Origin of the sequence: Rhizorhabdus antheiae (assembly GCF_049889055.1) — a bacterium.
Lineage (GTDB): Bacteria > Pseudomonadota > Alphaproteobacteria > Sphingomonadales > Sphingomonadaceae > Rhizorhabdus.
Genome location: NZ_JBLTWO010000001.1, coordinates 430881 through 444425 on the forward strand (window position 1 = coordinate 430881; position 13545 = coordinate 444425).

General features: G+C 64.9%; 16 protein-coding genes. 11 read left to right on the forward strand and 5 right to left on the reverse strand.

The annotated features are described in order from the left end of the window. Position 1: 1 nt before the first annotated feature. On the reverse strand, positions 2-763 hold the full coding sequence (locus tag ACNI3R_RS01950; RefSeq protein ID WP_426179458.1) for an SDR family NAD(P)-dependent oxidoreductase: 762 nt from the start codon (positions 761-763) through the stop codon (positions 2-4). A gap of 5 nt (positions 764-768) precedes the next feature. Next, positions 769-1560, reverse strand: coding sequence for an SDR family NAD(P)-dependent oxidoreductase (locus ACNI3R_RS01955; protein WP_426179460.1), 792 nt, complete (start codon positions 1558-1560; stop codon positions 769-771). Positions 1561-1767: 207 nt separating this feature from the next. On the opposite strand from ACNI3R_RS01955, the gene ACNI3R_RS01960 reads away from it, so the two are divergent. From ACNI3R_RS01960 to ACNI3R_RS01980, 5 genes are all read left to right on the forward strand, one after another. Further along, positions 1768-2508, forward strand: coding sequence for an SDR family NAD(P)-dependent oxidoreductase (locus ACNI3R_RS01960; protein WP_426180242.1), 741 nt, complete (start codon positions 1768-1770; stop codon positions 2506-2508). Positions 2509-2528: 20 nt separating this feature from the next. Further along, a complete protein-coding gene (locus ACNI3R_RS01965) occupies positions 2529-3695 on the forward strand; it encodes a sulfotransferase family protein (RefSeq protein ID WP_426179462.1) in 1167 nt (388 codons plus the stop codon). Continuing rightward, positions 3692-4141: a nuclear transport factor 2 family protein gene (locus ACNI3R_RS01970; RefSeq protein WP_426179464.1), complete on the forward strand. Its 450-nt coding sequence runs from the start codon at positions 3692-3694 to the stop codon at positions 4139-4141. The genes ACNI3R_RS01965 and ACNI3R_RS01970 overlap by 4 nt, the downstream gene beginning before the upstream one ends. After that, positions 4141-4941 carry an SDR family NAD(P)-dependent oxidoreductase gene (locus tag ACNI3R_RS01975; RefSeq protein ID WP_426179466.1) on the forward strand — a complete coding sequence of 267 codons (801 nt, stop codon included), beginning with the start codon at positions 4141-4143 and terminating at the stop codon, positions 4939-4941. Before ACNI3R_RS01970 ends, ACNI3R_RS01975 begins: the two co-directional genes overlap by 1 nt. Positions 4942-5101: 160 nt before the next feature. Further along, positions 5102-5848, forward strand: coding sequence for a helix-turn-helix domain-containing protein (locus ACNI3R_RS01980; protein ID WP_426179468.1), 747 nt, complete (start codon positions 5102-5104; stop codon positions 5846-5848). A gap of 36 nt (positions 5849-5884) precedes the next feature. On the opposite strand, the gene ACNI3R_RS01985 is transcribed toward ACNI3R_RS01980, so the two are convergent. Together ACNI3R_RS01985 and ACNI3R_RS01990 are read right to left on the reverse strand one after the other, a co-directional pair. Then, positions 5885-6670: an SDR family NAD(P)-dependent oxidoreductase gene (locus ACNI3R_RS01985; RefSeq protein ID WP_426179470.1), complete on the reverse strand. Its 786-nt coding sequence runs from the start codon at positions 6668-6670 to the stop codon at positions 5885-5887. A 74-nt stretch (positions 6671-6744) separates the two neighbouring features. Further along, on the reverse strand, positions 6745-6957 hold the full coding sequence (locus ACNI3R_RS01990; protein WP_426179472.1) for a hypothetical protein: 213 nt from the start codon (positions 6955-6957) through the stop codon (positions 6745-6747). Between ACNI3R_RS01990 and ACNI3R_RS01995 the strand changes: the two genes are divergently transcribed. Genes ACNI3R_RS01995 through ACNI3R_RS02005 form a run of 3 tightly spaced genes read left to right on the forward strand, consistent with a single transcriptional unit; the run spans position 6956 to position 11008 of the window. Next, a complete protein-coding gene (locus ACNI3R_RS01995) occupies positions 6956-9349 on the forward strand; it encodes a TonB-dependent receptor (protein ID WP_426179474.1) in 2394 nt (797 codons plus the stop codon). The genes ACNI3R_RS01990 and ACNI3R_RS01995 overlap by 2 nt on opposite strands. Position 9350: 1 nt before the next feature. Then, a complete protein-coding gene (locus ACNI3R_RS02000) occupies positions 9351-10250 on the forward strand; it encodes an SDR family NAD(P)-dependent oxidoreductase (protein ID WP_426179475.1) in 900 nt (299 codons plus the stop codon). Further along, on the forward strand, positions 10247-11008 hold the full coding sequence (locus ACNI3R_RS02005) for an SDR family NAD(P)-dependent oxidoreductase (RefSeq protein ID WP_426179477.1): 762 nt from the start codon (positions 10247-10249) through the stop codon (positions 11006-11008). Before ACNI3R_RS02000 ends, ACNI3R_RS02005 begins: the two co-directional genes overlap by 4 nt. 33 nt (positions 11009-11041) lie before the next feature. Here the strand turns inward: ACNI3R_RS02005 and ACNI3R_RS02010 are convergent, their stop codons facing one another. Further along, positions 11042-11470, reverse strand: coding sequence for a nuclear transport factor 2 family protein (locus tag ACNI3R_RS02010; protein ID WP_426179479.1), 429 nt, complete (start codon positions 11468-11470; stop codon positions 11042-11044). A gap of 172 nt (positions 11471-11642) precedes the next feature. On the opposite strand from ACNI3R_RS02010, the gene ACNI3R_RS02015 reads away from it, so the two are divergent. From ACNI3R_RS02015 to ACNI3R_RS02025, 3 genes are all read left to right on the forward strand, one after another. Further along, entirely contained in the window at positions 11643-12536 is an 894-nt protein-coding gene (locus tag ACNI3R_RS02015; RefSeq protein WP_426179481.1) for a hypothetical protein, read from the forward strand. Positions 12537-12708: 172 nt separating this feature from the next. Then, positions 12709-13116: a DUF350 domain-containing protein gene (locus ACNI3R_RS02020; protein WP_426179483.1), complete on the forward strand. Its 408-nt coding sequence runs from the start codon at positions 12709-12711 to the stop codon at positions 13114-13116. Between the two features lie 9 nt (positions 13117-13125). After that, complete coding sequence (locus tag ACNI3R_RS02025; protein WP_426179484.1) at positions 13126-13545, forward strand: hypothetical protein; 420 nt, start codon at positions 13126-13128, stop codon at positions 13543-13545.

Sequence of the window (13545 nt, forward strand, 5' to 3'; positions counted from 1 at the left end):
ATCAGTCGAAATTCGCCTGGCCGCCGTCGAGCGGGACGGTAGCGCCGGTCAGATAGCCGAACTCCGGCCCGCACAGGGCAGAGACGGCCCGGCCGATATCCTGCTCGCAACGGCCGATGCGACGCAGCGGTATCGTCCGGAAGAAGGCCTCCGCCTCCTCGGGCCGCGCCTCGATCCAGGCCTTGAGGCCCGGCGAGTCGGCATGCGGCGCGACGGTCAGCACGCGAATCCCCTCGACGCCCCATTCGGCGGCAGCGGCACGGGTCAGGACGCGGGTCGCCTCCTTGACCGCGGCATAAGTGCCGTATCCGCTCATGTCCCAACGCACCGCCGCCGAGGTGGCGAGGTTGATGATCACGCCCTCGCCCGACCTGGCGAGATGCGGGCGACACCGCTTCATCAGGCGGAAGGTGGCGAGCGGCCCCGATTCGAACCCGGCGAGGAAGGCTTCGTCGCTGACGTCGCTGAGCGGGCCGAGCGGGACTTCCTGCGCATTGTTGACGAGGATGTCGATGCCCCCGAAGGCGCCGGCGACATCCGCCACCAGCGCTTCGATCGAGCTGGCGTCCTTGACGTCGCAGTGAAAGGCGCGCGCCTTGCCACCGGCGGCCTCGATTTCCGCCGCGACCGACTGCACCTTGTCGAGCGTCCTGCCGACGGCGGCGACGCTCGCCCCATCCGCCGCCAGCGCGAGCGCGATGCCGCGACCGACGCCCTGTCCGGCGCCGGTCACGATCGCGACTTTGTTGTCGAGCCTCGCCATCGCGATCAGCGCAGGCTGTCGGGGCAGCCCGGCAGCGCGGGCTCATAATGGCCGGCCGTCCAGCCGCCATCGACGGCGATCTCGGCCCCCGAGATGTAGCTTGCCTCGTCGCTGCAGACGAACAGCGTCGCACGCGCGATTTCCTCGGGCTCGCCGATCCGCTGCAGCGGCACGCGGCGGAAGGACCGGGCGTTGACCGTCTCGACGCTCTCGCGCCCCGGATTGCCCATTTCGGTGTTCACGCCGCCGGGATGGATCGACACGACGCGGATGCCATGCGGACCGAACTCATAGGCATAGGATTTCGAGATGCCGCGCACCGCCCATTTGCTGGCGGTGTAGGCAACCAGGCCGTTGCATCCGCGCATGCCGTCGACCGACGAGATGTTCGCGATCACGCCGCCGCCATTGGCCTTGAGCGCGGGAACCGCATGCTTCACGCCCATCATCGTGCCGATGAGGTTGATGCCCAGCACCCGCTCGGCATCTTCCTTGCGTAGCTCTTCGGCAGCGCCGAAATGCGTGACGGCAGCATTGTTGACCAGGATGTCGAGCTTGCCGAAGCGGTCTGTCGCCGCCTTCACGATAGCCGCCCACTGATCCTCCTCGCGCACGTCGAGATGCTGGTAGAGCGCATTGTCCGCACCGAGCTCGGCCGCGACGGCGCGGCCCTTCTCGTCGAGCACGTCGCCCATCACGACCTTCGCACCTTCGGCCACGAAGAGTCGCGCAGTGGCCGCGCCCATGCCCTGCGCTGCGCCGCTGATGATTGCTACCTTGCCTGCCAGTCTCGCCATGTGGCCCCTCCGAATATGACCGGCTTGTGACCGGCTCTGTTACGCAAGCCTCCGCATTTCACGCTTCCATGTCAAGCTATGCGTGTTGATTTAGCCGTCTCAGTCTGCAATTCAGTGACCCAGAGATAATGGAGCGGCGCAATGCGAACCGCCATTACCATAAGGAGGGGACGCGTGAGCGATCAGATTTTTCCGGACGGTGCAACGATGGTACTCGGCGCCACGGGCGGTCTCGGCGCGGCGTCGGCGCGCGCGCTCGCGCGCGATGGAAGTGACGTGGCGCTCTGCTTCCGCAGCAAGCGGGACGCGGCCAAGGCGCTGGCCGAGGAGCTTCGTTCTCACGGCCGCAAGGTCTCGCTGCATCAGGTCGATGCGACCGACCCGGCCACGCTCGATGCCGCGCGCGATGCGGCGATCGCCGAGCATGGCCGCGTCCATGGCCTCGTCTGGGCCGCCGGTCCGCTGGTCGATCAGCTCCATCTGTCCGAAACGCCGCTCGAAAAGTGGAAGCGGGCGATCGATGTCGAGGTGCACGGCTTCTTCTCGGCGGCGCAGGCGTTGGTCCCGCATTTCCGTGCGTCGGGCGGCGGGTCCTTCGTCCATCTCGGATCGGCTGGCGATCTCTACTGGCCGCCGCGCGACGGACTGTCGGTCGCGCCCAAGGCAGCCAATGAGTCGCTGGTGCGCGGCATCGCCAAGGAAGAAGGCCGCCACGGCATTCGCGCGAACAGCGTGCTCGTCGGCGTCATCGATGCCGGCATGTTCCACGAGCTTCTGGCCCAGGGGCAGTTCGACGACGCCTGGGTCAAGGAAGTGCAATCGCAGCTGCCCCTGCGGCGCTGGGGCAAGGCGGAAGAGATCGGCCATGCCGTCTCCTTCCTGATATCGAACCGTGCGGGCTACACCACCGGACAACAGCTGGCCGTCGCCGGCGGCTACGGCGTCTGAGCCTTTTGGAGAGGAATGCAATGAGCAAGGTAAGCGACCGGGCGACGCTGGCGGCCCGTGCGATCGAAGCGACCGGCCTGTCGGACTTCGGCGATCCCTGGATCTTCGAGAATCTCGATGCACTGATACCCGTCCTGAACAGCGAGGCCGAACTGACCGAGGTCGGCGTCGGCGGGGCGGAGGCGATGATCGTCACCGCGCTGATCAACCGCCTGCGCCATGTCGACCTCATCAAGCGCCACCCCGAGATTCTCGACGAGAAGGTCGACATAGCCGCCGTCGTCGTCGGCCTGCCGCGCACCGGCAGCACGATGCTGCACCGGATGCTGTCGTCCGCACCCGGCATGACCGGGGTGAAATGGTGGGAGGCGCAGAACTACGCCCCCTTCCCCGGCGAGGAGCGCGGCCAGCCCGACGCGCGGCGCGAGGCGGCCAAACAGTATCTGGCCTATATGCTCGAACATGCGCCCGAGCTGATGTCGATCCACCCGATGAGCATCGACCAGTCAGACGAGGAACTGATCATCCTCGGCCTGCTCTTCTCGTCGACGATGATCGAGGGGATGTACCACGTACCGAGCTACGCCCGCTGGCTTGTCGAGAACAGCCGCACCCGCTGCTATGTCGATCTGAAGGAAATTCTGCAGTCGCTGCAATGGCAGGATCCGGCGCGGCGCGGCGCAAAATGGGTGCTCAAGACCCCCGGCCACCTGATGGCGCTCGACGGCGTGCTCGACACCTTCCCCGAGGCCAAGATCGTGATGACACATCGCGATCCTGTGCAGACGGTGCCGTCCTACTGTTCGATGATGACGACGCTCTATCATATGGGGTCGACCGTCGACCGCGAGCGCATCGGTGCCTTCTGGGAAAAGCGTCTGGCGGAACTGCTCGACCTGTTCATGTCGGTGCGCGCCAAGGTGGGCCCCGACAATTTCATCGACGTCCGCTACACCGACACGACGACTAAGCCGGTCGAAGAAGGCAAGCGCGTGCTGGCCGAGGCCGGCATCGCAGTGACGCCGGAAATCGAAGCCGGCATGGCCGAATGGGTCGAAGCGAACAAGCGCGAGGACCGGGCCCCGCACCGCTATGCGCTCGAGGATTTCGGGCTGACCCGCGAACTCGTCGAACAGGACTTCGCTGAATATCGCGCAGCCTATCTTGGCGAAAAGGTGACCGCATGAACCCGATCGACGTTTTGCTCGCCATTGAGGGCGTGAAGCGCTGCAAGGCCGAATATTTTCGCTGCATCGACGAACAGGATTGGGACGGTCTCGTCGCCAATTTCACGCCCGATGCCGAAACCGACATGCGCGAGGCGGTCGAGCCGCATAATCCGGACCTGCTGTCGCACGACCCCAAGGCCTTCGCGCAGAACAACGCCTATGTCCTGGGCGGGGTGAAGACCGCGCATTTCGGCTATATGCCGCGGATCGACGTCCTCTCCCCGACCGAAGCCAAGGCGATCTGGTCGATGGAAGACTGGCTCTGGACTCCCGAAGGCCATCCGGTGCTCCCGGCTGGACGCATGCATGGCTGGGGCCATTATCACGACCGCTATGTGAAGGTCGGCGAGCGCTGGCTGATGGCGGCGACGCGCCTCACCCGCATCAAGCTGGAATATAGCTGATGGCGCGGCCGCTCGAGGGCAAGCGCGCACTGATCACCGGATCGAGCGCGGGTCTGGGCGAGGGCATCGCCCTGCGCCTGGCCGAAGAGGGCGCGGCCGTCTGCCTGCATGGCCGCAACGAAGAGCGACTGGCGGCGGCGCGCGAGCGCGTCGCAGCGGCCGGCGGCCCGGTACATGCCGTGACCGGATCGCTATCCGACGATGCGGGTGCCAAGGCCGTGTTCGACGGCGCGGCTGCGGCGATGGGTGGCGTCGACATTCTCGTCAACAATGCCGGCGGTGAGTCGGCGGGCGGCGGGACCATGGCCTGGCTCGATACCGACGCCGACATCTGGAACAGCAGCTACAACTCCAACGTCGGATCGATCGTCCGTCTGGTGAAGCTTGCCGTGCCGGGCATGCGCGAGGCCGGCTGGGGCAGGCTTATCCAGCTGTCGAGCGAGTCGGCCGATTTCCCTATGGCGATCATCCCCGATTATCAGGCAGCGAAGCTCGCCATCCGCTCGCTCACCCGCAGCCTCGCCATGGCGCTGGCCCGCACCGGGATCACCTCGAACAGCATCAGCCCGGGCCTGACCCATTCGACCGGGCCCGATCGCTGGCTGAAGGAGATGGCGAAAGCCAATGGCTGGGCCGACGACTGGGACACGATCACAGCGCAGGTTCAGGACGGGATGATATCGAACTTCGCAGGCCGGATCGGCGAACCTGCCGACATCGCCCACGTCGTCGCGTTCCTCGCGGACCCGCGTGCGGGCTTCGTCAACGGGATCGACATCGCGGCGAATGGAGGCCGCTGAAGCTGAATGTAAGAGATCCGGCCGTCGCGAGCGACGGCCGGACCAGTGAGGGTCGGAAGTCCGACCGACAGCGTCGAAGGCGGCCGGACGTCGCAAAAAAGAGATTATGCTTGCCTCTCCACCGGGTCGCTCTCACTTTGCCACAATGGATCACCGAAAGATGCTGGACGACTCAGCAAATGATACCGCCGACGGAGAGGCTGCGGCGCTGCTGACAGCGCTACGGCGCGCCTTGCGAGCTGCCGGATGGACCCAGGCGAAGCTGGCCGAGGAGCTGGAGGTCGGGTCTGCCACGGTCAAACGCTGGCTCCACGGCCGCGGCCTTAGCTTCAACACGCTGGCGCAGCTGTGTCGGCTCGCGGACACCACGCTGGGGGAGCTGGCCGACAGCAGCCGCACCGCGGAGCAGGAAAAGGACCAGCTCACCCTCGCGCAAGAGGAGGCGCTGACCCAGGACAAGGATCTGTCGACGATCTTCTTCCTGGTCGTCAACGGATGGCCGCCGAGCGAGGCGACCGAAGGCTTCCACATTCCGCCCGATACGGTCGAACGGCACCTCGCCAAGCTCGAGCGTCTGGCCCTCGTCGACCGCCTGCCCGGCGGGCGGGTGCGGTCGCGGATAAGCCCGGCGCATGCATGGCAACGCGTACCGATGCGGCGACATTTCGAACGCCACCTGAAACAGCTGTTCGTAACGATCGACTACAGCGACCCGGAAACGATTTTCGGTGCCGAGACGATCAAGCTTTCACCACTCGGGGCGGCGCGCGTCCGCGAATCGATCGAGCGCTTCCGCGCCGAGTTGCGCGCGATCGCGCAGGACGACCGGCGGACCGCCGCACTGCCTGGCGAATGGCACTGCGTGCTGGCCGTCGCCCGGTCGATGCGCCCGCTGATCCGCCCCTGATATCAGGCCGGCCAGGAGATCAGGCTGGCCAATGGATCAGGCTGGGACGTAGAGCTGCTGGAGCTTGCCACCGTCGACCGGCAGGCAGGCGCCGGTGACGAAGGAGGCTTCGTCCGACAGCAGGAAGCGGACGACGCGCGCAATCTCCTCGGGCTCGCCGCCACGACGCATCGGAATGGTTTCCGAGACGCGCGCGTTGCGGTCGGGGTCGGCGGCGGCGAAAGCACGTGTCGCAGGCGTCATCACTTGTCCGGGCGCGACGACGTTCACGCGCACCCCGTGCGGCGCCGCTTCGGCCGCCGCAACTGCGCTGAAATGGACCAGCGCGGCCTTGGACGCCGAATAGCTCGCCATCCCCGGCATCGCGCGCAGGCCGTTGAGCGAGGAGATGTTGACGATCGATCCCCAACCCTGCGGCAGCATGATGCGCATTGCGGCCTGCGTACCGACGAACACCGCCTCGGCATTCACACGGAAATCATGCCGCCAGTCGTCGAGAGTCAGATCGAGCACATCCTTGTAGCTGACCGCCATGGCGTTGTTGACGAGGCCGTCGAGGCGACCGTGCCGCTTCGCGACATCCGCGATCAATCCGGCAAAGGCGGGCGCATCGCCGACATCCAGAATGTGCGACTCGACCGAGCCTGCGGCTTGCACCTCGGCATGTGCCTCCGCGAGAACATTCTCACGCCGCGCACAAATGACGACATGCGCAGCGTTTCGAGCGAGTTCCACCGCAGTTGCGCGGCCAATTCCATCGCTGCCACCGGTCACGATGACGACCTTGCCGGCCATCGCCTCGCCCATCTCCATGCTCCTCATCCAAATTATCGTTCGAATTCGTCGACTACGGTCCAGATTTGACTGGATTGGCGGTCAATCTGTCGATACATTCCTCACTTGCGTAAACGATAGACAAATATCCAGCGCAAGTCGAAAAGGAGAGCGGGGGACATGCCGAGATGTAAGGACAGGGCGAGCTGAGCCTTTAAGGGCGGCGCGGCGGCAACAGGCTGCGCGCCATCCAGACGTACCGAGCCGGTGGCGCGAACCCGAAACGGGCACGACGCCGGAGAAAAATACAGCGTCGACTCAGGAGAGGATTTCATGCGATTCACCACCACCGCGCTGGCGCTTGCCGGCGTTTCCCTTCTTGCCACCGCAGCCGTCGCGCAGGACACCGCGCCGCAGGCGTCCGAATCGGATATGGCGGGCCTCGAAGAGATCGTCGTGACCGCTCAGCGCCGCGCCGAGAGCCTGCAGAAGGTTCCCGTGGCCGTCACCGCGATCAGCAGCGAGCAGCTCGACACGCTGCGTGTCACCAACGTCAAGAATCTCGCGGGCCTGGCGCCCAGCCTTCAGATTCAGACGCAGGGCCTGCAGAGCAATCCGTCGATCGCCATCCGCGGCGTCGCTTCGGGCGTCTCGAACAATGCGGTCGATCCGAAGGTCGGTATCTATCTCGACGGCGTCTATATCGGCCGTACCGTCGGCTCGATCTTCGACCTTGCCGACATCCAGCGCGTCGAAGTGCTGCGCGGCCCGCAGGGTACATTGTTCGGTCGTAACGCCACCAGCGGCGCGATCAGTCTCGTGAGCGCGGACCCGACCGGCGAGTTCGAGGTTCGCGGCAACGTTTCCTACGGCAATTACGACCAGATCCGCAGCAAGGTCGTCGTCAACCTGCCCGCCTTCGGCCCCTTCTCGGTCAAGTTCGCCTATCTCCATGACGAGATCGCGGGCGACTACACCAACCTGCTCGGCGGCAGGACGCTCAACATGTCGCTGCGCGATCCGAAGTTTGGCACCCAGACCTTCGCCAACAAGCTTGGCGGCCGTAACATCGACGGCGGGCAGCTGGCGATCCGCGGCGAGTTCGGCAACCTGACCGCCGACTATCGCTTCGATTACACCGACTCGCGCACGGTGGGCCGTGCGATGCAGAGCTTCGGCGTGATCCCCGATCAGTCGGGCGCGCTGCTGCAGCCGATCGTCAACCTCCAGCCCTTCTTCGGCGGCATCACCAACCTTTCGCCGAACGCGCGGCTCAAGTCGGTCGCCAACGCGACCAGCGCGGAGCATGTCGTTACGCAGGGTCACAGCTTGACGCTGGCAGTCAAGCCGAACGATCTCGTCACACTGAAGAGCATCACCGCCTATCGCAAATTCAAGCAGGATCCGAACGTGTACGACCTCGCCGCCAGCGGCGGTCTGCGGTTCACCTTCGGCCAATTGGGTGCGCTCATTACGCCGGGCCTCACGCCTGCGCAGATCCAGGGAGCGCTCTTCAACCCCGCCAATCTTCCCGGCCCGAACGACTATTTCTTCTCGCTGCTCACCTCGCGTGACACCAGCCAGAAGCAGTTCAGCCAGGAGTTCCAGATCCAGCTGGACGGCGAGAACTATGAGCTGACGGCGGGTGCCTTCTACTTCCACGAGCGGTCGCCCGCGACCGACGTGCTGGGCATTCTGTCGCCGACCCCCAATGGCACGGTCGTCCCGAGCCCGCTCGATGCGGTCTTCGGCAGCGGCCTGACCGATACGTTGTCGATCAACGACTCGATCGCCGGTTACGGCCAGCTGACCGTTCATCTGGGCGATCGGATCGATATCACCGGTGGTCTCCGCTACACGATCGACGATCGCAAGCTGAACATCAACGCGATCTCCAACGCCCAGGGCGGCGCGCTCGGCGTCGGCAAATATTCGGTGTCGTTCAACAAGCTGAACTATACCGGCATCGTCACCTGGCGGCCGACCGACGACTCCACCGTCTACGGCAAGATCTCGAGCGGCTATGTCGCAGGCGGCATTCTCAGCGGCATTCCGTACAAGCCGGAATCGCTGGTCGCCTACGAGCTGGGCGCCAAGACGCAGATGTTCGACAACCGCGTCCGTCTGAATGCCGCCGCCTTCTACAGCGACTATAAGGACCTGCAGACGCAGAACTTCATCAATGGCCGCCAGTTCTTCGACAATGCGGGCAAGGCGAAGATCAAGGGCTTCGAGATCGAGGCCGACGTCATCCCGGTTCGCGGCCTCGTGCTCAGCGGCAACATCGGTTACGCCGACCTCGAGTACAAGACGTTCATCCTGAACGGCGTGGACGTCGCCAGCGTGGCGCGGACCCCCTATAACTCGAGGTGGACCGGACGGATTTCAGCGCAATATGATGCGCCTGAATTCTCGAACGGCAGCCACCTCCAGGCGCGTGTCGAAGGCCGCTATCGGAGCAGCTATTTCCTCACGGCCACCCCGTTCCGGAACCTGACCGGACAGGTCGTGCTGGAAAATGAGAACAAGCAGCCCGGCTACTGGCTCGTCGACGGCCGCGTCGGCCTGATGAACGTGCCCATCGGCAGCTCGAGCTTCTCGGTTTCGGCCTTCGGTCAGAACCTGCTCGACAAGCAATATGTGTCCTTCGGTGCACCGGTGCTGTCGCTGGTGGGCACCTATGATCGCGGTCGCACCTACGGCGTCGAATTGGGCTTCGCCTTCTAAGATGCTGCAACCGCAGCTTTCCGGTCGTGTCGCGCTGGTCACTGGTGCCAGCCGCGGCATCGGCCGGGCGGTCGCACAAAGGCTGGCGTCGGCCGGCGCGACGGTGGTCGTCACCGCGCGCTCGGTCGGCGCCCCAGCCGTTCAGAAGCGGTTCGGGGCAGACCAGCAGGTCGACGGGACGCTGAACGAGACCCTTGCCCTCATCGAGGCAGCCGGGGGCCATGCGATCGCGCTGGCAGCCGACCTGGAGGATGAATCCCAACGGAATGCGCTGATCGAACGGACGATCGCGGCAGCCGGCGGGATCGACATCCTCATCAACAATGCGGGATTCGCCGACTATGCCCGCGTCGACGCGATGAGCGACGACACCTTCCGGCGGACCTTCGTCCATTATCTCGAAGCCCCCTTCGTGCTCAGCCGCGCGGCGATCCCGGCGATGAAGGCCGCGGGCGCGGGCTGGATCGTCAATATCGGCTCGGTCACGGCGATGCCGCCGCTCAGGCCCTATGCCGATTATGCGAAGGCCAGCGGGGACACCGTCTATGCCGCGACCAAGGCCGCGCTGAACCGATTCAGCCAGGGGCTGGCCGCCGAGCTTCTCGACTGGAACATAGCGGTCAATGTGGTCGCGCCGTCGACGGCGATCCGCACGCCCGGTGCCGACCAGTTGATCCCGAGCGATTATCCCACCGAAGACGTCGCCTATATTGCCACGACCGTCCTCGACATGTGCCACCTGCCGGCCAGCGAGCGGACCGGCAAGATCGCCTATTCGATGCAATGGCCGCACGACCAGCGGCTCGATGTTCGCACGCTGGATGGCCGCGATAGCCTGCCTCCGGCGCAACCGCCGGCATGGTCGCACCCGGCGATCATCGGCATGGCGGAATGGGCATGATGCGAAGGCTGGAAGGCAAGGTTGCGATCGTCGCGGGGGCGGGCGGAATCGGAACCGCGACCGCCTTGCGGCTGGCGCAGGAAGGTGCCGGCGTGTTGCTGGGCGACCTCGACGGCGATGCCGCCCGCGCCGATGCGGAAGCGATGGCCGCCGATGGCCACAAGGTGATCGGCATGGCCTATGATCAGGCCGACGATGCCTCGGTCGCCGCGCTCGTCGCCAGGGCGGTCGAGCATTTCGGCCGGCTCGACTTCATGCATGCGAACGCCGCGAACATGAAGGCGATCCGCGAGGATGGCGATGCCATCACCCTGTCGCTCGAAACCTTCGACGATACGGTGGCGGTCAACATGCGCGGCGTACTGTCCTGCGCGCGCCACGCCCTTCCCCATCTCGTCGCCAATCGCGGCGCCTTCGTCGTCACATCCTCCTCGGCGGCGCATATGGGCGAGCCCGAGCGGGTCGCCTACGCAATGACCAAGGCAGCGGTGAACGCGCTCGTCCGCCACATCGCCAGCCGCTGGGGCAAGGAAGGCGTGCGCGCCAATGCGATCGCGCCCGGCATGGTGATGACCGCCCAGATCAAGCAGAATATGCCCGTCGAATTTCAGCAGCAGGTTCTTGCCGCGCACCGCCACTGGCGTCTGGGCGAGAGCGAGGACATCGCCGCGATGGTCGCGATGCTCTTTTCGCCCGACGGCGAATGGATCAATGGCCAGGTACTCGCGGTCGACGGCGGCGCCTCGATCCGGCCCTGAAGGCCGACCCGGCCGGGAGTCAATCAGCGAGGGTCAGTCGCCCGGCCCAAGCACGGTCGGATCACCGATATGCATCGACCAGGCGACGTCGCGGCGCACGATCTTCCACGCGCCGTCGATCCGGCGCCAGCGGTCGACATAGTCGCCATGGGTGTCGAAGATCCGGTCTGCCCGCTCGCGCCGCCCCTGATGTCGCGCCTGGACATAGGTGCGGCTCAGATAGCCCTCGCCGTCGGGTTCGATCGCGATGCTGCCGAGCAGATGCTGCGACGGCCCGCATCCATCCAGAAAGGCACGAAACTGCTCGCGCATCGCTGCGATTCCGCCTTGTTCCCGGCCATCCCCATAATGGAAACGGACCTCGTCCGCGAAGACTTCGCCGACCGAGTCCCAAGCGCGCGAGTCGAGGATGCGGGCGAATCGCGCCAGCTGATTGCGGATCGCCTCGCGCTCATTTTCCATATTTCGCTCCGAATCACCCTCTTTGCTACGCAAAAGCTAAGGACAATCGTCCCGGACTGCCATCTTCCCGGCGCATTTCCCTTGCCGCATCGATATAAGTGAAATAGGTTCCGAAATAGCTTTATGCCAACGGAGAGGCTGCCCCGCGAGGGGCTCAAGCAGGAGAGCGGACATGGAAGACAATATCGCAGCGAAAGTGAGCGACGCCGACTTCGCTTATTATAATGGCAGCGGCCCGCAGATCACGACGCAGAGCTCGACGCTGATCAGTTCGTCGCCCTATCTCAACCATGCGGAGCTCCGCACGCTGATCGCGCAGGAAATGCTGCGCCGAAACGGCCCCGAGCTGCCCAACACCGCCTATATCCCCAACGTCGTCAAGATCCTGATGGAGCTTGAGAACTGGCCGCGCATCTTCCAGCTGTTCGAGGAAGAGAAGGCGCGCCTGCCCGAGTTCAAGGCCTGGCTCGAGGGCCGCAAGATTTCGCTGTTCACGATGGACGAGCTCAAGGATCCGAAGCCCGGCACGCTGCGCTCGGTGATCCACGACTTCGTGGTCAACAGCGGCTACAATATGGATCACTTCTATCAGGGAATGGAAATCAAGACCGATTTCGATTTCTACATGAAGGAGCGGACCCACACCCACGACATCGAGCATATGATCACCGGGTTCGAGACGAACCACGCCGGTGAGATCGCGCTGCTCGCCGCCAACTCACGCGCGCTCTACAAATATTTTACGCCGGAACTCGCCGCCTTCTTCAATCGGGTCAGCACCTATCTGAAGGCGAAGACGACGATGAAGAGCGGCCTCTTCTATCCGGAGGCCTTCAAGGTCGAGCTCGACGCCGAGGACATCGGCGCCGCCCAGGGCCGCGCCTGGAAGCATCCGCTTTTCCTGATCCCCTTCCGCGACTATCTCGACTGGCAGGTGCAGGACATCCGCGAGGAATATGGCATCACCAACCCGCCGCCCCCCGGCGAGTGGGCCTGGACGACCGCCGTCAGCGAAGATCCGCGCGGCGCCAATGACGACCACGCGATGGCCACCGCCGCCGAATAATCGTCGATCCGATTTTCGTCAGGGAGGGCGTCGCCGGGCAATCGGCGGCGCCCTTTCTGCATGCCCCCCGGCGGCATCGCTCCGATCTGGAGCAATCAACCGCCTCTCGCCGTCGCAATTCCGCTTTTGTACGGTCCCCCGGCTTGTTAGCTTCGGCGGGCAAGGGGATATCATGCTGAGCTATTTCATCGCGGCTCTGCCGCATTTTCTGGCCTATTTTGCCGGCGCGCTCGGGCTCGCGCTCGCATTTCTGGTGCTCTATGTCAGGATCACCCCCCATGCCGAATTCGCGCTGATCCGCCAGGGCAACAGCGCCGCCGCGCTGCAACTCGTCGGGACCTTCCTCGGCTTCGCCATTCCCGTCGCACTCGTGATCGCGCATTCGGTCAGCCCGGTTGACATGCTTCTGTGGGGGGCGGTCGCGGCGCTCATTCAGGCGCTCGTCTTCTTCGCCATAGCCCGCCTGCTGTTCCGCGCGATCGAGGACCGGATCAGCGAAGGCTGCACCGCGTCCGGGATATTCGTCGGCGGCATCGGCCTGGGCATGGGTATCCTGCAAGCTGCCTGCATGGTTCCCTGAGCACCGACCATGGACAAGAATGTCGCCCTGACCTCCTCGGTCGCAGCCACGCTCATCGCGGTCTCCGCCTTCACACCCTCTGCCGAGCCGCAATGGGAAGATCCGGTAGCCGATCTCGACACGGCGGTCTGCGTCGACAGCAGGGGATACCGGGTCGCCGACCCCAATTGTTACGAGGGTGACAGCAGCGGAAGCGCCAGCTCGGGTCATGGCGGCGGGCGATGGTTCTACGTCAACCGCGGTGCCCGCCTGCCATTCCTGCTCGATTCCGTATCCGGAGCGGTACGGGACGGCAGCGGATCGTTCGAGCGCCGCCCCGGCATATCCTATTATCAGGCGCCATCTTCGGTGAACATGACCCGATCCAGGGCGGTATCGCGCGGCGGGCTCGGCTCCAGCGGGCGGCGTTTCGGAGGCGGCTGGTCCTGA